This window comes from Candidatus Paraluminiphilus aquimaris (genome assembly GCF_026230195.1).
In the GTDB taxonomy this organism is placed as follows: Bacteria; Pseudomonadota; Gammaproteobacteria; order Pseudomonadales; family Halieaceae; genus Luminiphilus; species Luminiphilus aquimaris.
Genome location: NZ_CP036501.1, coordinates 186470 through 203865, shown reverse-complemented (window position 1 = coordinate 203865; position 17396 = coordinate 186470). Strand labels below are relative to the sequence as shown.

The 17396-nt window shown below is 53.6% G+C and carries 17 protein-coding genes; 7 read left to right on the top strand and 10 right to left on the bottom strand.

Going from position 1 to position 17396, the window contains the following annotated elements; translation table 11 throughout:
- Positions 1-59 precede the first annotated feature (59 nt).
- The 3 genes from E0F26_RS00955 to E0F26_RS00945 all read right to left on the bottom strand — a co-directional run bounded on the left by E0F26_RS00955 (position 60) and on the right by E0F26_RS00945 (position 4150).
- A complete protein-coding gene (locus E0F26_RS00955) occupies positions 60-1553 on the bottom strand; it encodes a protein adenylyltransferase SelO (protein ID WP_279242171.1) in 1494 nt (497 codons plus the stop codon).
- A gap of 204 nt (positions 1554-1757) precedes the next feature.
- The gene (locus tag E0F26_RS00950) at positions 1758-3236 is read right to left on the bottom strand and encodes a cryptochrome/deoxyribodipyrimidine photo-lyase family protein (RefSeq protein ID WP_279242170.1); all 1479 of its coding nucleotides are present in this window, start codon (positions 3234-3236) and stop codon (positions 1758-1760) included.
- Positions 3236-4150, bottom strand: coding sequence for a GIY-YIG nuclease family protein (locus E0F26_RS00945; RefSeq protein WP_279242169.1), 915 nt, complete (start codon positions 4148-4150; stop codon positions 3236-3238). The genes E0F26_RS00950 and E0F26_RS00945 overlap by 1 nt, the downstream gene beginning before the upstream one ends.
- A gap of 6 nt (positions 4151-4156) precedes the next feature.
- Between E0F26_RS00945 and E0F26_RS00940 the strand changes: the two genes are divergently transcribed.
- Positions 4157-5005, top strand: a complete 849-nt coding sequence (locus E0F26_RS00940; RefSeq protein ID WP_279242168.1) for a heme-dependent oxidative N-demethylase family protein — start codon at positions 4157-4159, stop codon at positions 5003-5005.
- A 50-nt stretch (positions 5006-5055) separates the two neighbouring features.
- Complete coding sequence (locus E0F26_RS00935) at positions 5056-5376, top strand: DUF6482 family protein (protein ID WP_279242167.1); 321 nt, start codon at positions 5056-5058, stop codon at positions 5374-5376.
- An 88-nt stretch (positions 5377-5464) separates the two neighbouring features.
- Here E0F26_RS00935 and E0F26_RS00930 read toward each other — a convergent pair whose 3' ends face one another.
- The 4 genes from E0F26_RS00930 to E0F26_RS00915 form a co-directional block, all read right to left on the bottom strand.
- Positions 5465-6466: an agmatine deiminase family protein gene (locus E0F26_RS00930; RefSeq protein WP_279242166.1), complete on the bottom strand. Its 1002-nt coding sequence runs from the start codon at positions 6464-6466 to the stop codon at positions 5465-5467.
- Positions 6467-6481: 15 nt separating this feature from the next.
- A complete protein-coding gene (locus E0F26_RS00925) occupies positions 6482-7483 on the bottom strand; it encodes a nitrilase-related carbon-nitrogen hydrolase (RefSeq protein WP_279242165.1) in 1002 nt (333 codons plus the stop codon).
- A gap of 85 nt (positions 7484-7568) precedes the next feature.
- The gene (locus tag E0F26_RS00920; protein ID WP_279242164.1) at positions 7569-8600 is read right to left on the bottom strand and encodes a DUF3080 family protein; all 1032 of its coding nucleotides are present in this window, start codon (positions 8598-8600) and stop codon (positions 7569-7571) included.
- Positions 8597-9238: a glutathione S-transferase family protein gene (locus tag E0F26_RS00915; protein ID WP_279242163.1), complete on the bottom strand. Its 642-nt coding sequence runs from the start codon at positions 9236-9238 to the stop codon at positions 8597-8599. Before E0F26_RS00915 ends, E0F26_RS00920 begins: the two co-directional genes overlap by 4 nt.
- A 209-nt stretch (positions 9239-9447) precedes the next feature.
- Here E0F26_RS00915 and E0F26_RS00910 point away from each other — a divergent pair, with 209 nt between their 5' ends.
- Positions 9448-9846 carry a c-type cytochrome gene (locus tag E0F26_RS00910; RefSeq protein ID WP_279242162.1) on the top strand — a complete coding sequence of 133 codons (399 nt, stop codon included), beginning with the start codon at positions 9448-9450 and terminating at the stop codon, positions 9844-9846.
- A 38-nt stretch (positions 9847-9884) separates the two neighbouring features.
- Here the strand turns inward: E0F26_RS00910 and E0F26_RS00905 are convergent, their stop codons facing one another.
- Both E0F26_RS00905 and E0F26_RS00900 read right to left on the bottom strand, forming a co-directional pair.
- Positions 9885-11369, bottom strand: a complete 1485-nt coding sequence (locus E0F26_RS00905) for a YifB family Mg chelatase-like AAA ATPase (protein WP_279242161.1) — start codon at positions 11367-11369, stop codon at positions 9885-9887.
- 43 nt (positions 11370-11412) lie between these two features.
- A complete protein-coding gene (locus tag E0F26_RS00900) occupies positions 11413-11685 on the bottom strand; it encodes an accessory factor UbiK family protein (RefSeq protein ID WP_279242160.1) in 273 nt (90 codons plus the stop codon).
- A 374-nt stretch (positions 11686-12059) separates the two neighbouring features.
- Here E0F26_RS00900 and E0F26_RS00895 point away from each other — a divergent pair, with 374 nt between their 5' ends.
- From E0F26_RS00895 to glnK, 4 genes are all read left to right on the top strand, one after another.
- Complete coding sequence (locus tag E0F26_RS00895; protein ID WP_279242159.1) at positions 12060-12398, top strand: P-II family nitrogen regulator; 339 nt, start codon at positions 12060-12062, stop codon at positions 12396-12398.
- Positions 12399-12416: 18 nt separating this feature from the next.
- Entirely contained in the window at positions 12417-13643 is a 1227-nt protein-coding gene (locus E0F26_RS00890; protein ID WP_279242158.1) for an ammonium transporter family protein, read from the top strand.
- 305 nt (positions 13644-13948) lie between these two features.
- Positions 13949-16201 (top strand): catalase/peroxidase HPI, encoded by a 2253-nt coding sequence (gene katG / locus E0F26_RS00885; RefSeq protein WP_279242157.1) that lies wholly within the window; start codon positions 13949-13951, stop codon positions 16199-16201.
- 146 nt (positions 16202-16347) lie between these two features.
- Positions 16348-16686 (top strand): P-II family nitrogen regulator, encoded by a 339-nt coding sequence (gene glnK, locus E0F26_RS00880; RefSeq protein WP_279242156.1) that lies wholly within the window; start codon positions 16348-16350, stop codon positions 16684-16686.
- Here the strand turns inward: glnK and E0F26_RS00875 are convergent.
- Positions 16683-17375, bottom strand: a complete 693-nt coding sequence (locus tag E0F26_RS00875; protein ID WP_279242155.1) for an HAD family hydrolase — start codon at positions 17373-17375, stop codon at positions 16683-16685. The two genes, glnK and E0F26_RS00875, sit on opposite strands and share 4 nt — an antisense overlap.
- Between the last annotated feature and the right edge of the window lie 21 nt (positions 17376-17396).

Below are 17396 nucleotides of genomic sequence, written 5' to 3'. Positions count from 1 at the left end.
AAGCCCTCGCGTCATTCCAGCCATGGGATTACGCCGCATATCGACGGTTTTAATGGCGTCTAAGTACCACAAAAAGTGCGAGTCACCTGCTCGGACAAACTCGGTGTTGCTGCCCACTCTGTATCGCGAGTCTCCCAGGAAAACGGAGACTGCCACCGCTCAAATGCCTGATGTAGGGTCTGGTAGTCACCCACCTCGGCATCGGCTATGGCTGCCGCTACCTGATGATTTCGTGGAATCACGACCGGGTTTGCGCTGACCATTCGGGCATTCAGTTCCTTGCTCGACGCCTTATTAGAGGCTCTGCGGCGCGCCCACTGTGTGCGCCAGCTCAGCAAGGCATCCGAGGGTTTGAAGAGTTGATGCATCGGGGTGTGATGACTGTCCTCGAGCGCCTCATGAGTTAACCAGCGATAAGCGAGTGTGAGGTCTAGTGCATCCGTCTCTAACGTTTGAAGGAAATTATCGACCAAGGCGGTGTCTTCTTCTCGGAAGGCATCTAAGCCTAATTTTGCCGCCATACGCGCTTTGTAAGCCTCGGCATACCACCGTGGGAACTCGTCGATGACTGCTTGCGCAAAGGCGATGGCTTTGTCCTCCTCGCTATTGAGCACCTTAAGAAGACAGGACGCGAGAACGCTCGTATTCCAGTGCGCGATACCCGGTTGGTTTGACAGCCGATAACGGCCTTGTGAGTCGATAGCGCTGAATTTTGCATCGGCCTTGTAAGTGTCGACGAATGCGCAAGGACCGTAGTCGATGGTCTGGCCTGAAAGCAGCATATTGTCGGTGTTCATGACTCCGTGAATGAAACCCAGGCTCTGCCAGTGCGCGACGAGTGATGCGATACGTTTAACTGTCTCCTCGAGCAGCACCTCAGCCTGTTGACCGATTGTTGTTGCCCCTTTTGCTTCTACCATCGCTTTGTAGTGACGATTTGCTGCATAGCCAACCAGTTCAGATAAACCTTCACCGTCTCGGGTCATAGCGAAGTACTGGATACTGCCGAAGCGGAGATGGCTGTCAGCGACACGAACCATGACAGCGCCCGGTTCTCGTTCATTTCGGTAGACTGAATCGCCCGTGGCAATGGCTGCAAGTGCTCGAGTCGATGGCACACCCAGGCAATGCATAGCCTCGGAAAGTAAGTACTCCCTTACTACCGGACCAACGGGTGATAGACCGTCACCACCACGGGAGTAGGGTGTGGGGCCAGCGCCTTTTAACTGAATGTCGTAGCGGCTGCCATTTTCAACAACCCATTCACCCAAGAGCACGGCGCGGCCATCTCCCAGCTGAGGATTATACTGACCAAATTGGTGGCCGGCGTAGACGGAGGCACTGGGCTTCGTTCCCGCTAACTCGCTGTGACCGCTAAAGGCCTGTAGCGCTTCGTCTGTTTTCGACCAAGCCGCAGGCCACTTAAGTGATGTTGCCAGCCCTTCATTCCAGGCCATCCACTCAGGTTTTGAGGCCTTCTCTGCGGCGGCAGTGCTTGTGTAAAGCGAACCCAGATCTTGATAGCTGTGTTCCCAATTTGGAAGGGTGGTCATAGTGGTTTATGCCTCGGCTAAGCCTTGTGTCGTTTTCTTGCGGGACTGGATGTGACTTTTGGGGCGCTCCAGACCAACGCATCGCTTTGATGCCCCCCCCTGCAGGCCGTTATTAAATGGCCTTTGATAAGTCCAGTTTACACGACTGCTTTAGCCTAGCCTCTCACGCGTCATGACGGCCCTAGGGTAATGCGTCGCAAGGAGTCAATCTCGTTGGGTTTCCTCAAAGCGCTTCTGATAACGACGCTCCACATGCTGACTGAGTATACGCTCTCTCTCGATGGCTACCATTGGATCGCTTTTGAGTTGCCATAAGGTATCCCGAGCGCGCTTATACGAAGCTTTAAGGTCGACGACGGGGTCGGGGTAGTTAAGAGGGTCTAGCATCCGTTCCATAGGTGACATGAGCCACGGTTGATGGACCAGCGGTGTGGGCAAGTCACGCAGTTCTGGCACCCATTTTCGGATGAAATTGCCGTCGGGGTCATGGTCAAGTGACTGCTTGATCGGATTGTAGATACGAATGGTATTGATACCGGTAACGCCGGCCTGCATTTGCATTTGTGGGTAATGAATGCCCGGCTCGAAGTCGAGAAATAAAGACCCCAGATGCGTTACACCTGCCCGCCAGTCCTGCCAGAGATGATGCGTCAGGAAGCTTACCAGCATGGCTCTGGAGCGGAAATTCGCGTACCCCGTTACCTTGAGCGCTCGCATGGTCGCGTCAATAAGTGGGTAGCCTGTTAGTCCGTCCTTCCATGCGGTTACCAAAGCGTCATCTTGACCTCGCGGTTGCGCCGCATAGCCACGATTTATATCTTCAAACTCCATCCGGCACTCCATTTCAAATTTTTGTATGAAGTGACAGTGCCAGTGGAGTCGGGACTCGAAGGCGCTCATAGCTCGCGTCCAGCCTCGACGTTTTTCCTGCTGTTGAAGCGCCTGATAAGCCTCGCGCATGCTTAAATTTCCCCAGGCGAGGTAGGGCGATAACCGAGAGCAATGCTCCCGACTTTTTTCCGGCTTGGAGATGAATTTTTGATAGCCCCAGCCTCGGTCATCGAGAAAGCTATTGAGCACACGAGACGCCTCGGTGGGGCCGCCTGCTTGCATCTCGCTCCTTTTTTGATGCCACTTCTCAAATCGCTTTGTGCGCAGTGACTGCAGCGTTTCGTGTTCCGAGAGCGCCATGGTTTTGAGCGCCTTAAGGTTTACATCGTGGCATGCAGATGACATCACTTTATGCCAGCTCCGATTCCAACCTTTACGATCTTTTCGTTTTCGCTGAATGCCGTTCGTTTGAAATTCTTGCCAATCAATACCCGCGCTTTGGCAAAAAGCGCTTACGTTCCTGTCACGTTGAAAGGTTACGTCGAGGCCCGTCTCCTCATAGCTGAGCAACGTCATTATGCCCCGCGCTTCATGTAATCGTTTCAGTACCTCAAGTGCATTGCCCTCTACGACTTCGAGTTGGTGGCCAAATGACGAAAGCGTTTTTTGCATGTCGGTGAGCGACTGGCCTATGAACTGCCAGTGACGCCCTCGGTAATGTGGGTCTTGAACTAACTCGGGCTCCAAAATATAGAGCAAAAGCGTGTCAGCATTTAGAGAGATAGCGCGCTCTAATGCGGCATGATCGCTCAGGCGAAGGTCACGCTTGAACCAAACAACGTTGACCGCCATTAGTCGAATGCCGCTGCGAGAATCGGGTTATCCATCTCGGCCAGAGATTCGGCATCTAACAATTCAACTTTTCCCTTTCTCAGCGCACTCATGAGCATGCGATAGGCATCGCGATCAAACACCGTGTCACGCGTCTCTTTCGACCCGGTTTGTGCTGCCTGGGGGTCATCGAAGCAGCCCAGCCATGACCAATGATTCACCAGATGAAACTGCGCCTTGGGTTGCTGGGGCAGTGGACGAATATTTCGTTCAACCAAGAGCAGTGGCCCCGGAAAAGGCCATGCAGCAATGCGGTCTCGATCCAGAACGGAGAGCAAGCGCGCGTTATGGTCTTCAGCGCTTTCATCGCCCGCGCAAGCCCCATCGCAACGTTTCAGTTGGTACTGAAAGCAAGGCCCTTTACCCGCGTCTAACCCTAGCATTCGGAGGCAGAGCCCGTGGTCCCGCGCATGCCTTCGAATGGTATTGTCCACGTGGCGTCGGTTATGAAAGAGTCCATAGCTGTCCTGAGCGCGCTCACCCCAAGGTGAAAAATCAGCGCTATTGGGCTGCAAAAAGTTATCTTTGGAGCGCGTTAGGTGAATGGTCCAGAGTTTCCGCACTTGTCGCTGACGACGGTTGTATAGTGGCGTCTCGGCTTTGATTGCGGCGTTCTCAACTAATAGGGCACCAATCTCGCCAGCTGTAGCCTGCGCCTCAATCCGCGCTACCTGCGTCATGATACGTTGATGCCGACCCGGCTTTCGGCCTTCCTGAAAGTGGGAGTAAACGCGGGCTTTGATGTCCACGCTTTTGCCCACATATAATAGCGCCTCTTCGTTCGAGTAGAACCGATAGACGCCGCTGTAACTTGGAAGCTCTTCGAGTGTTTCTCCTCGTGAAGTGATGGTGATATCGGCAAGCTCTGGCATCATGGGCGCATGATTCCCCAAGACGACACGGCGACACACCCCCGTCCAGATTTTGCACGGATAGAACCTGCGCCCCGTTTCTTACCGCACTGCGCAGAACCACGCATTGTCGCAATGGGTCTGTCATCGATGGAGGGATGCTGGATCGACGCTGATCCGTCCCATTCATGGCGGGCTCACAAACTCAAAATGCGCGAGCGCTATGGTGACCGGGTGTATCAGGTGCTTGAGGAAAGCACTCAAGCGGCCACCGAATTCGCATCGCTCGTTGCGCTTGAAACGGGTAACGAGGTATCAAAGACCGATTACGAAGCGTTATGGGAGGCGTCACTTAACGTCGCCGATGACTTGGTGGTGATGTTGCCAGATGAACAGGGCGTTTATCGTTTAATGGCGGCGTCACTGTGTAGCCCAAGTGACTGGCGGCTCGAGGAAAAGCTTGGTCTGACGATGGCGCAAGTCCATGGTCCTATTCCGCGCCTCAATGGTGAAATCGGTGGTCAGATCGATCGATTTTTTGCGCGCCTACCCAGTGATCGTGCCGTGCAACGGTTTAACTGGTCAGTGACACCGCACCCACACTTTTTATCGCGTGACCATTGGGACGTCTCCGATGAGAGCAGTGAACTTTGGTATCGCGCAGAACGTCAGTCATTGCGTCGACTGCCTCAGTCCGGTGCTATTGCCTTTACGATCCGTGTTCACCTTTGCTCGCTCAAGGCGTTAGCGCCAATTGAGGGGGCCCTGGAGTCGCTGTGGAGTGCGATCGATGACGCGCCGAGGGACCTGCAAAAATACAAAGGTCTGGATGTATTGGCACCGGTAATAGCCCGTTGGCGAGCAAAAAACCAACTTTAGTTTTACCGCGTAATTACGTGCTCCTAGAGAGCTGCCTCGTGAGACGCCCGGTGAAACTCAAACTGAAAGAGATTAAGCGCAAGTCCAACATCGATCGTTTTGTGATCGAGTCGGTGGATCTGAGCCTTTACATCGCCTTCGTGCAAATTGATGGCGAGGAGCACCTCATTGCCGACAACACCGGTAAGCCGCTCAAAACAACAAACTTGCTCTCGATGCAGCGCCAGATAAAACAATTCGGTCAGATCGAGGCGGTACTTCGCCAGCGCAGTGCTTACGATGAAATGGTCGGGCGCGGGGCGCAGCAAGTCGGTGATAACACGATGGAGTTGTCGCTGGGCAATCAGCCGCTCCCTGAGTGGCTTAACTGAAAACAGGCACCGTCATACAGTTGAGTACTCGTACCCAAATGTTGGCGCCAGTTCAGACCAGCCTGAAGCAGTTAGGCAAGCGCATTTCCTAGTTCAAAACCGCAGGCTGTTGTTGCGTTATACAGTGGATACCACCTCCCATCGCGAAAATGACGCGGGCATCTAGACTCTCCACATGCCGATCGGGATACAGATCTTTCAATATCTCGACCGCATGCTCATCGGTGCGGTCCGCGAAGCCTGGGACCAGGACAAAACCATTTCCAACGTAGTGGTTGATGTAGCTGTAATCGACCCAGCTTGTATTGTCGCGAGTGACTCGAGGGGCTGGCATGGCGCGCACCTTGAATCCCGCGGCTTCGAGCACACTGCAGTGTTCGTCCCATAGGGCGTTGTCAGGGTGGCTTGTATCAAACTGCCGATGGAGCAGGACAGAACCATCGGGAGCAAAGGCTGCAACCATATCGACATGTCCACGCGTGCCGTGGTCTTGATAATCTCGCCACAAGCCACGCTCAAACCAGGTCGCTCGCGTGCTGCCTAAGCGTTTGTGTATCTCTTCTTCAATCCATTGCGCATCCCGAGTGGGATTGCGGCCGGGATCGAGTTGCACGGTCTTGGTCAGAATGACATCGCCCGTCCCGTTTACGGTTATACCCCCGCCTTCGTTGACGAGCTCAGAGCCCACACGCGAGGCGCCCACGAGTTCGATAATATGATTCGCTACTAAGGCGTCGTTTCGCCAATCAAAGGCGGTGTGATCCCCCCAACCATTGAAGACCCAATCAATGCCAGCAAGCTTTCCGTCTCCGGTCACAAAGGTTGGGCCAGAGTCTCTTAACCAGGCGTCATCAATCACGAACGGATGAAGGGTGACGGCCGACGACAAGGCCCGCTTGGCAATGCTTATCTGGTCTGGGTGGCACAGCATGTTCACGGGTTCATGTTCTGAGATACGGTTTGCCACCGACGACCACGCACCAAAGGCGTCCTCATCAGTAATGCCGGATGTGTCATAAGCGCCCGTTGGAAAGCCCATCCAGGTTGCCGTGTGCGCTGCCCACTCTGGCGGCATCTGCCAATCGATCATAGGTCTAGGTCCATTTTAGCGCCACGCAAGGCCCGGTATCGGCCCCATCTCACCTTCACCACCCTCTTTGCGCGGGTTAATGCGGGGATTGGTAAGCGCAGCATAAGTATCGGGACGTCGCGTGCCAAAAAACGGGAAAAGTTGCAGCCAATCCTGCCGGTGCGCAATATCGATTTCCGCTACCAGCGCCACTTCTTCATCCTCGGGCGCCTCCGCTAAAATACGACCAAAGGGGTCAACAATAAAACTGCCGCCGTAGAAAGTGATGAGACCTTCAGTACCTGTTCGATTGGGGACGGCAATGAAAAGACCGTTTGCAATAGCATGTCCTGTAATCACTTTTTGCCACAAGGGGCGTGTGTTAAAGCTTGGGTGGTCGGGCTCTGAACCAATGGCGGTTGGGTAGGAAAGGATGTCCGCACCCTGAAGACCGTAGCTTCGTGCAACTTCTGGAAACCACTCGTCCCAGCAGGTAGGTAAACCAACGTTGATGAGGGTCTCGCCACGGCGGATTGTATGAACTGGATAGGGGGTCTCACTCGGCCCCTCCGCGAAGTAGTGATCCTCGAAGTACCCCTCGGTGACGGGGATGTGGAGCTTACGAGTCTTTGCAACTAAATCCCCTTGGGCGTTAACCAAAATAGCGGTGTTAAACCCGAGACCATCGCCCCTATCGACCGCTTCGTAAAGTGATGCTTGGACGAAGACGCCATTGTCAATCGCTGCCTTTTTCGCGAAGGCCACGGTGGGACCGTCAAGAAGCGATTCTGGCTCCCGGTCTGAGGGCGTTTCAGGGCGAGTGTCGGCGGGATACCGGCTGAGCGTGAGCTCAGGCAGAAAGACGATGTCGGCGCCAGCCTTTGCACAGGCTTCAATGCCGGCAGCGAGCCGCTCACGGTGCGTATCGGGATCTTCGTACCACTTCATCTGATAAAGACCGATGGATAAGGTCCGCGGTACCCGCCCTACTGCTGGACATTGACTGGGCTCAAGTGACGAAGAAATAAGCTTGACCATGGATAACCTTACTTCGAACTCCGAGTGTTATGAGCGATGAAATATATCAGAGCTTGGTCGCGAGCGAGTCCCTCCAAAAGGGTATCTAGCAGTTGTCGAGCGCTGCCTGAATAATACTCACGTGCTGCCGGGGAGCTGAAAAAAGAGCGCCCAATTGCAGGTCTCTCGCTGCAGCCCATGAGAGGTAATCATCAGATAGCGCCGTCGTCAGAGCGGCTTCCATCTCAATGATCGGTGAATTGATCTCGTAATGACGCTGTGCGACAGCGGCGGACCAAGCCTGCACATCACCAGCAAAATATTTCGCGACAACGGTCTTCGATATCGTGCCAGCCTCCGATAGCTTTCCCTGTGAGCAATACATCCCGGCTTCGCTTGCCTGTCTCAGGATGCGATTAGCTTTCGTTAATCCACGCGCTTGAATCATAGCGGCGCGCAGTAATTGTCCACCGGCGTTGACGCGGACCTTGGCAAGGAGAGGTTCTAAATTTTCATCTGACGGTGACCACGTGCCGTTTAGAAAGCGCTCTACTCGCTGTGATAGCTCCCACAATGACTGCGCTGCGTCACCACTGCTCTGTGAGGGGTACTCACCTAGTGAGTCTGGTATGCGCCAAAACTCCCTCCACTCGGAGCCGCCTAAGACGCCACGAGCAAGTGTATGGACGAGACTTTCAGTGCGCGAAACAAGGCTTGCTTCCAAGAGGTCTGCAATCTCGTTGTCTTCGTCAGATCGGAGCTTGTCGATACACGAGGGCGCCAATCGTATGAACTCAAGGTCAAAAATAAGGTGTTGGGAAACAGAGGCATTACGCCCCATCGTTGTATTGCGTTTGGCGATATTAGCTTGGAGCTTGCAACCGCTGAGGGCTAAGAAGTCGATGAGAGTTAATGTGTCTGCATCGTCTTTCCCGGGGAGCTCGTTAATGACAGGCGGCTTAGCAATACGAGCCGATGCCACATCGGAGACAGGCGTCTTTGAGGCGGTGCTCAATCGCTTCACATAGTTGTCGAGTTTACTGACGCCTACCTCGGTGGGTGAGCAACTGGCGAGAACCGCCGAGGCCGTCAAAGCGACGACGGCGCGGGCGGTAATCTGGCGCAGCGAGCATTTCACCCGCTAGCACATCCTTCCTCGAAGGCTGATGCTGCGCGTGCCTGCCATGCGTGAAGGTCTTTCTGACTCTCATCAGGGACGATCTTTGCCGCCCATCCAGCAAACTTAATCACCGCAAGTAGGTCGATATCGGCCATGGTGAATGCGTCGCCGGCGACAAAAGGTCGTGTCCCTAACTCTCGGTTGAGCGTCTCAAAGGCGTGAAGAAGTTGCGCTTTGCCCCGGTCGGCGAGTTCGGGTATCTGCTGAGTATCAAGGGTGCCCGGTAAAGCACGGCCCGTAAACGCAGGATTTGAGTTTCTCAGTGCATCACCTGTCGGGCGAAAGACGTCGTTAAACAGTCTGTGATTCCAATCCAGAACAACGGCGCGTTCTTCATTTGACTCACCGAGTAAGGGCTTTTGTGGATGAATTGCTTCCAAATACTGTGTGATGGCAAACACCGAAGTAAGCACCTGCCCGTTGTCGAGTATGAGGGCGGGTACGGTTCCGCTGGGAACAAGGGCCTTGTAGGCGTCGGTACGTTGTTCGCCCTCGGGGAAATTGACTTGCTGTGTATCGATGTCGATTCCCTTGAAGTCCATAAACATTTTTAAGCGCTGGGGGTTGGGTGCAGGGTCAAAGGTATAGAGCTTCATTATTTTTGCCTCTTCGCTGTGGGCTGATTCTCGGCTTGAGTTTTGTGATTTTTGGTCCGCCCAATTAGGCGTGATACGCCCGATTGGCATTAAAGTTCGTAACTAACGCTAATGTTATATGCATTATCTGGACAACCGAGTTTTTTCACGGTCGGTTTAGTCTGTATACTCCGCGCTCCAGAAAAACTGTCAACCGAGTCTATTGAGTCATGCGATATTTATTAGTCACCATATTAGCGCTTTCTGCTTCTGCATTCGCGCAAACCGACGAACAGCGTGCAGCCATTGCTGATCGTATTAAGTCTTTCTCAACCGTTTGTGTGTCGGGTGAAGATTGTGGCGCGGCCGCCGGCGCGGATGTAGCCGAAGTCGCTGCATTGCCGGGTGAAGCGAAATATGCCGGATGTGCGGCATGCCATGGCCCAAATGGTGGTGGCGGCATTGGTCCTCAACTTGCGGGCCGAGATGCGGACTACATAATCGGACGACTTACAGCGTACAAAGCCAACGAAACAGTGGGTGCGCAAAGTGCACTCATGTGGGGACAGGCGGCAATGCTGAGTGATGACGATATGCAACAACTTGCGGAGTACATCACGACATTCTAAAGGGCGCCTCGCCCGGTAGTACGTCGGCTAACCCACATTCACGATACGAGGTCACTGTCCTTTCGATAGGCCAAGGCCTCGCTCAAATCACCCTCGGTCACCTCTGCGCGACCATCGATGTCGGCAATGGTCCTACCGACCCGCAGGCATCGATGTAAACTGCGCCCCGAGAGCTTTAATTTCTCCCCCGTCAATACCAGCCATTGCCGCGTCTTTTGATTAAGTGAGCAAAGATCGATGAGATCGGCTGCGTCAATGCGCGCGTTGCTACAGCCCTGACGCAAAACTTGCCGTTCATGGGCGGCGTTAACAACAGCCTTCAAATTGATCAGCTGCTCTTGATGCTCGCTCGTCTGTTGCATGATATCGACTAGTTTTGAGCGCGAGACGTTAACGAAAAGATCAATTCTATCGAGCAAGGGGCCCGACAACTTCGCGTCGTAGCGTGCGAGCGCTGCGCTAGAGCAGCGACATGCCTTAGATCGCGAGTCTCGATAGCCACAAGGGCAGGGATTCATGGCGGCAATGAGTTGAAATCGCGCCGGGTAGGTTTGTGTTATCTCGGCTCTGCTAATCCGAACTTCACCCGACTCCATTGGTTGTCGCAAATTTTCAATTGTGGCGAGTGAAAATTCGGGAAACTCATCGAGGAATAAAACCCCGGTATGCGCGAGGCTTATTTCGCCCGGGGTCGCATACCGAGTTCCGCCGACCAGTCCCGCTGAGCTGATCGTGTGATGCGGTGCACGCAGTGGTCGATGACCATCAAAAGTCTGACCCGCGACATCAAAAATCAAGGCGGATTCCAGTTGATCTTGCTTCGTTGGTTCTGGAAGTAATTCGCCGATCAATCTTGCTGTCATGGTTTTACCGGCACCGGGTTCTCCGGATATCAGCAAATGGTGGCCGCCCGATGCGCAGAGCGTGGCCGTCCGCCAAAGCTCAGGCTGGCCCGCGGGTAAATGATGTTTGCTAGAAGGTCTAGGCGTCGTGATGTGCTGTGGATGCTTCACGGTGTCGAGGCGATGCGGCTCTCTAAACGCATTGAGGTTGTCGACAGCCATAACGTGCTGCGCAAGCGACGCCATTTGAGGCGCATTAGCCCTGGGTGCGAATAATCGCGTGGTTGAGTCGCGATTGCTCCAGGCCGCCGCGAGAAGACCGGATGTAGGTAGCACATCGCCACTTAGACTGAGCTCTCCGTAAAACTCGGCCGACTCTGCAAGTTTTGACGATAGCTGCCCCGAGGCAATAAGTACGGCTATTGCAATAGGGAGGTCAAAACTCGCACCCGATTTAGGTGTGCTGGCGGGCGCAATATTAATAGTGAGTCGACTGTCCGGCCAACGAAACCCCGATGAGATCACAGCGCTTCGAACGCGCTCTTTCGCCTCGCGCATGACGGACTCTGGCATACCTACCATCGCAATAGCGGGCAGTCCGGGGCTTAGGTGGACTTCAACCTGAACCGAAACGGCGTTTAAACCAAGGCGAGATCGCGTCGCGACGCGAGAAAGCGACATAAGACATCCTTGTCATACACAGGACCTCATGTCCCGGTGGGTGTTACTTATTTTTTTCTAATTCGTCTAGCTTCGTCAGGAGTGTTTCGATTTCTGCTTCGAGCTGCTCAACCCGAGCTCGGGTTCGCAGCAGCACAGCTCTTTGGGCGTCAAACTCGTCTCGGCTGACGACATCGAGATTACCAAGCGCTGACTTGGCAACTGCTTTGGCATTGCCTGAGACCTCGTCGGCGAGCGTCTTGCCCTCTTTGAGAATCGAGCCAAAAAGGTTTTTAGCCGCTTCTGTAGGGTCCGGAATTCGGTCGTTGTTTGCCATTTAAAACATCTCTCTGCCAAGAGTGAAAAGACTACCGGAATTGCATCGGAATGTACTGCATCAATTACGTGCAGATTTCATCGGGGCTCGCACTATTGTGGTGCGCTGATGGTCGTGTGGTTCCCCGTACAGGGCCTTTATTCGCACAAGAAAACTCTTAAGCATATGTTTTTAAACAAATTAATCTTGTTGGCGCGTTGCTCGCAATGCATATGGCGTCCCAAGCTGCGTGGTCTCACGCTCAGCGAGAGGTCAAACACAGGAGTCGAGTAATGCGAATCAAAAGCGCCCGCAAAGCTGCCCCCGCGGCACCCAGCAAGGTCATCGTTGAGTCGCGTGGAACGTTGGCAACCATTTAAAAAGGAGATTACCCAATGAAAATGGTCACCGCAGTAATCAAACCCTTCAAGTTAGATGATGTGCGAGAAGCACTCTCTACGATTGGGGTACAAGGAATCACCGTGAGTGAGGTAAAGGGTTTCGGTAGACAAAAAGGTCACACCGAGCTTTATCGAGGCGCTGAATATGTGGTCGATTTTTTACCGAAAACGAAGGTAGAGGTCGCTGTATCAGAGGAGTTGCTCGATCAGACGATTGAAGCAATTTCCAGTGCAGCTCAAACCGGAAACATCGGTGACGGCAAAATTTTTGTCACGTCGCTTGAACAGTCCATTCGTATCCGCACCGGTGAGACCGGTGTCGACGCGCTTTAAGCGAATAGGAGAATCATCATGGAAGTTACAGCTGAATTGAGTTACGCGTTAAACACCTTTTATTTTTTGGTGTGTGGCGCCCTAGTTATGTGGATGGCAGCAGGTTTCGCCATGCTCGAAGCCGGCCTTGTTCGCAGTAAGAACACGACCGAGATATTGACAAAGAACATCGTGCTGTTTGCGGTGGCCTGTACGATGTACATGCTTGTCGGATACGAAATCATGTATCCGTCGCTTTCTAACTTTATGTTGGATGGCATCACTGCGGAGAACCTCGACAATGGGTACGCGCCCTCTGCCGATTTCTTCTTCCAGGTGGTATTTGTGGCGACGGCCATGTCGATCGTATCGGGCGCAGTGGCAGAACGCATGAAGTTACTGGCATTCCTGATTTTCGCGGTAGTCATGACGGGCGTTATCTACCCAATGGAAGGTAATTGGACGTGGGGTGGTGACCCTGTCTTCGGAATGTACACGCTTGGCGACTTAGGGTTCTCTGACTTTGCTGGATCGGGCATTGTCCACATGGCAGGCGCCGCTGCAGGTGTTGCCGGTGTTCTGGTCATCGGTGCACGTAAGGGTAAGTACACCGCGGACGGCAAAGTGAATGCGATCCCCGGCGCGAACATGCCGCTTGCGACCTTGGGCACGTTCATCCTGTGGATGGGCTGGTTCGGATTCAACGGTGGTTCGGTACTCGCTACCGCAACTGTTTCCGACGCAACAGCAGTGGCCAACGTATTTATGAATACGAACGCAGCCGCAGCGGGTGGTTGTATTGCCGCGCTAACGGTCGCCAAGCTGATGTTTGGAAAGTTCGACCTGACTATGGCGCTCAACGGTTGTCTTGCCGGCCTAGTAGCCATCACGGCTGAGCCCTCTACACCAACTGCTCTTCAGGCGACTCTCTTTGGTGCCTTAGGCGGTGCGTTGGTTGTGTTCTCAATCGTCACACTGGACAAGATGAAGTTTGACGATCCCGTAGGTGCTGTATCAGTCCACGGCGTAGTTGGACTCTTAGGCCTTCTACTCGTGCCTATCACGAACTCTGAAGCGTCGTCCTTCTCAGGTCAGTTGATTGGTGCGGCGACGATTTTTGGTTGGGTTTTCGTTGCTTCCTTCGTGACGTTCAAGGTCATTGGGTTCATTACACCAGTCCGCGTCTCCGAGGAAGAAGAGTACGAAGGTTCCGACATCTCTGAATGTGGTCTGGAAGCGTATCCAGAGTTTACTACCGGCCGATAGTGGTTTGAGTGAGACCTTGGGGGAGCTCTGCTCCCCCTTTTTTTGTCTGTAATTCCTCTAGATGTCGGTTTTTCTTATCCCCGAGATCGTTAATCTGTGCGCCCCAACGACTATCAGCGCGACGATGTCTCCTTGCCCTAAGGGCAGCACCCACCGCCATTAACGAGGCCGTCATCAAAATTTTCGATGGCCCCTGCTAATTTATTCGATTTGCCCGTTTGATCATGAGCGACTAGCTTAGGGGAGTGGGTCTTCGTCTGGGCGCAGGCTCTAACCATAATGAAACTTACTTTGAGGTGTTAACCATGAAAGCTATGAAGTTTGCCTTAGCAGGGTTCGCAGTATTCACAGCGCTGTCTGCCTCCGTGCAGGCAGAAAATACCTTTGCAAAACCGCCTAAATTTTGGTGGCCGGAGCGTATTGATTTGACGCCATTGCGTCAGCACTCACCCGAGTCAAATCCCTACGGTCCTGACTTTAACTACGCAGCAGAGTTTGCAACCGTCGATTTGAATGCGTTAAAGGCCGACATTCGAGCAACGCTGACGGATTCTCAGGACTGGTGGCCAGCGGATTACGGTCACTACGGACCTTTATTTATTCGAATGGCCTGGCACAGCGCGGGTACTTATCGCGTTGCCGATGGTCGCGGCGGAGCGGGAGGTGGGCAGCAGCGTTTTGAGCCGCTTAATAGTTGGCCCGATAACGGAAACCTCGACAAAGCGCGGCGTCTCTTGTGGCCCGTAAAAAAGGCGTATGGGGCCAGTGTTAGCTGGGCCGATCTTATGATTCTTGCTGGCAACGTTGCCATGGAGGATATGGGCTTTAAGACCTTTGGATTTGCTGGCGGTCGCACGGACGATTGGGAGCCCGACCTTGTTTATTGGGGACCCGAGAAAGTGATGCTGGCTGATGAGCGTTACACGGGCGATCGCAAATTGGATAACCCACTTGCTGCCGTACAGATGGGACTGATCTACGTGAATCCTGAGGGACCAAATGGAAATCCTGATCCGGCCCTTGCCGCACATGATATTCGCGAAACCTTTGGTCGAATGGCCATGAACGACGCCGAGACAGTCGCGCTTATTGCGGGTGGTCACACCTTTGGTAAAGGTCACGGCGCACACAAACCCGACGAGTGTGTGGGCGTCGAGCCCGCGGGTGAAGCACTCGAAGAGCAAGGCTTTGGCTGGAACAATAAGTGTGGCAAAGGCCATTCTGAGGACACGGTAACCTCAGGGTTTGAAGGCGCATGGACAGCGACGCCAACGCGTTGGAGTATGCTTTACCTCGCAAACTTGTTTTCCTTTGACTGGGAAATGACGCGTAGCCCCGCAGGTGCGATTCAATGGATTCCCGTAGATGGGCAAGCTGCTGACACGGTGCCAGATGCTCACCGTCCGGACATCAAGCATGCACCGATCATGTTTACGACGGATTTATCGCTAAAGGCTGACCCGGCGTATCGCGAAATCTCTCAACGCTTCCTGGCAAATCCAGCTGAGTTTGAGGACGCCTTCGCAAGAGCGTGGTTCAAGCTCACGCACCGTGACATGGGTCCGCGCGCGCGTTATGTAGGAGTCGATGTGCCCGAGGAAGTGTTGATGTGGCAGGACCCGATTCCCCCCGTCGATCACGATCTTGTGACCAAGCGCGATATTAAGAAGCTGAAGAAGGCCATCATGGCCTCTGGCCTGAGCACGTCATCACTCGTAAAGGCGGCTTGGGCTTCTGCTGCGTCATACCGTGACAGTGACATGCGTGGGGGTGCTAACGGTGCACGCGTTCGACTTGCACCCATGAACTCGTGGGAAGTGAATGACACGGATGAGCTGGCATCGACCCTCGCAGCACTGGAGGCCGTGCAGACACAGTTCAATGACAACGCACGAGGAAAGAGAGCCATAAGCATGGCAGACATGATCGTACTGGCTGGCGCTGCGGCAATAGAAAGTGCGGCGGCAGAGCGTGGTCATGACCTTACCATCGGCTTTACGCCAGGTCGTATGGATGCGTCTCAAGCGCAAACCGATGTCAATTCTTTCGCTGCGCTTGAGCCTGTGGCTGACGGGTTCCGGAATTACTACGATGAGGACCGCAATTACATGTCACCGGTTGGCGCGATGATCGACAAAGCCAACCTTCTCGACTTGACCCCACCGGAGATGACCGCGTTGGTTGGCGGCCTTCGTGTATTGGGCGCCAATACTGCGGGGTCCTCTCACGGCGTTTTGACTGATCGGGAGGGTCAGTTGAGTAATGATTTCTTTGTGAATCTGCTTGATATGAGCGTTGAATGGACGGCTTCGACAGAGTTTCCGGGGGTTTATATTGCAAGGGATCGAAAGACAGGCGACCGTCGCTGGTCCGCAACGCCCATTGACCTTATGTTCGGCTCCAGTTCTGAGCTTCGATCAATTTCGGAGGTATATGGATCTGACGACGGTGAGGCGAAGTTCGTCAGTGACTTTGCCGCGGCGTGGACCAAAGTTATGCAGGCAGATCGTTTTGATCTTAACGTTCAGCGCGCAGGTGGCGTTATCGCTAACCGCTGAGCACTTGTTTCATTTACCAAACCCGGCCATTTGGTCGGGTTTTTTTTTGCTTTATCGCAAGTCGACTATTCCTTACTTCATTAACGCTTCAGCTTGGGCCATACTCTGCACCAATAATGTGGACGTAAAATCTGGAAGAGGTTGTCATGAAACTGGTTACCGCGATTATCAAACCATTTAAGTTAGATGATGTGCGCAGTGCGCTGTCGGAGATTGGCGTTCAGGGCGTCACGGTTACCGAGGTGAAGGGTTTTGGTCGTCAGCGCGGTCATACCGAGCTCTATCGTGGTGCCGAATATGTTGTTGATTTTCTACCCAAGCTAAAACTTGAGATTGCCACCTCAGCGGACCAGCTTGATCAAATTGTCGATACCATTATTGCGGCTGCGAGCACGGGCAAAATTGGCGATGGTAAGATTTTTGTCTCTGAGCTTGAGCAGGTTGTTCGTATTCGAACGGGTGAGACCGGTGAAGAGGCTATTTAAACATTAAGTCTGGCGATCACGGCAGGAAGCTCTGTCAGTGAACGCACCTCGTTTACCCCTAACCCATTTTCCTTGCCCTCAGGATTGAACCATACGGGTGTGATGCCCGCGTTAAGTGCACCGTTGACGTCCGTTTCAATGCTGTCACCAATGTGAATGATCTCGGAAGGTAGGCAGTCCACAGACCGCATTGCCACCTCAAAGATTTTTGCCTCCGGTTTGGCGCTTCCTACCTCATCTGCCCGAAAGGCCGAGCGAAAGAAGGGCCCCAAAGACGTTTTGTGCACGTCTGCATTACCGTTTGTTATCGCTATGAGCGTAAATTGAGTGGCGAGCTGAGATAAGACCTCCTGCGCATCAGGAAACAAAATCACGTCGTTTCTCCGTGCCATGAAGGCGGCAAAGGCATCGTTGGCCACCTCAAGTGCCACGTCAGTGCCGACCCCGAGCGATAAGAGAAGCTGTCGCATTACTTCGATTCGAAGCGCGGTCACGTCGCCTACGATCAGGGGTGAGCTATCAATGACGTGCTTTCGGCAGCCCATCACTCTATCTTTCGTAAAATGCTCGGCCAGCGCGGGAAATTGGATTGCAAGAAATTTCCACTGCGCAGTGTCTGCAGCGATTAAAGCGGGCCGCGGATCCCACACAGTGTCATCAAGATCGAATGAAAGAATGGATACGGTCACGTTGGCTTCGCTTTCAGGTGG

Bases quoted from the DNA above. Each gene is read 5' to 3' on its own strand.
- E0F26_RS00955 (WP_279242171.1), bottom strand. From the start codon at position 1,553: ATGACCACCCTTCCAAATTGGGAACACAGCTATCAAGATCTGGGTTCG.
- E0F26_RS00950 (WP_279242170.1), bottom strand. From the start codon at position 3,236: ATGGCGGTCAACGTTGTTTGGTTCAAGCGTGACCTTCGCCTGAGCGAT.
- E0F26_RS00945 (WP_279242169.1), bottom strand. From the start codon at position 4,150: ATGATGCCAGAGCTTGCCGATATCACCATCACTTCACGAGGAGAAACA.
- E0F26_RS00940 (WP_279242168.1), top strand. From the start codon at position 4,157: ATGATTCCCCAAGACGACACGGCGACACACCCCCGTCCAGATTTTGCA.
- E0F26_RS00930 (WP_279242166.1), bottom strand. From the start codon at position 6,466: ATGATCGATTGGCAGATGCCGCCAGAGTGGGCAGCGCACACGGCAACC.
- E0F26_RS00925 (WP_279242165.1), bottom strand. From the start codon at position 7,483: ATGGTCAAGCTTATTTCTTCGTCACTTGAGCCCAGTCAATGTCCAGCA.
- E0F26_RS00915 (WP_279242163.1), bottom strand. From the start codon at position 9,238: ATGAAGCTCTATACCTTTGACCCTGCACCCAACCCCCAGCGCTTAAAA.
- E0F26_RS00910 (WP_279242162.1), top strand. From the start codon at position 9,448: ATGCGATATTTATTAGTCACCATATTAGCGCTTTCTGCTTCTGCATTC.
- E0F26_RS00905 (WP_279242161.1), bottom strand. From the start codon at position 11,369: ATGTCGCTTTCTCGCGTCGCGACGCGATCTCGCCTTGGTTTAAACGCC.
- E0F26_RS00900 (WP_279242160.1), bottom strand. From the start codon at position 11,685: ATGGCAAACAACGACCGAATTCCGGACCCTACAGAAGCGGCTAAAAAC.
- E0F26_RS00895 (WP_279242159.1), top strand. From the start codon at position 12,060: ATGAAAATGGTCACCGCAGTAATCAAACCCTTCAAGTTAGATGATGTG.
- E0F26_RS00890 (WP_279242158.1), top strand. From the start codon at position 12,417: ATGGAAGTTACAGCTGAATTGAGTTACGCGTTAAACACCTTTTATTTT.
- katG (WP_279242157.1), top strand. From the start codon at position 13,949: ATGAAAGCTATGAAGTTTGCCTTAGCAGGGTTCGCAGTATTCACAGCG.
- glnK (WP_279242156.1), top strand. From the start codon at position 16,348: ATGAAACTGGTTACCGCGATTATCAAACCATTTAAGTTAGATGATGTG.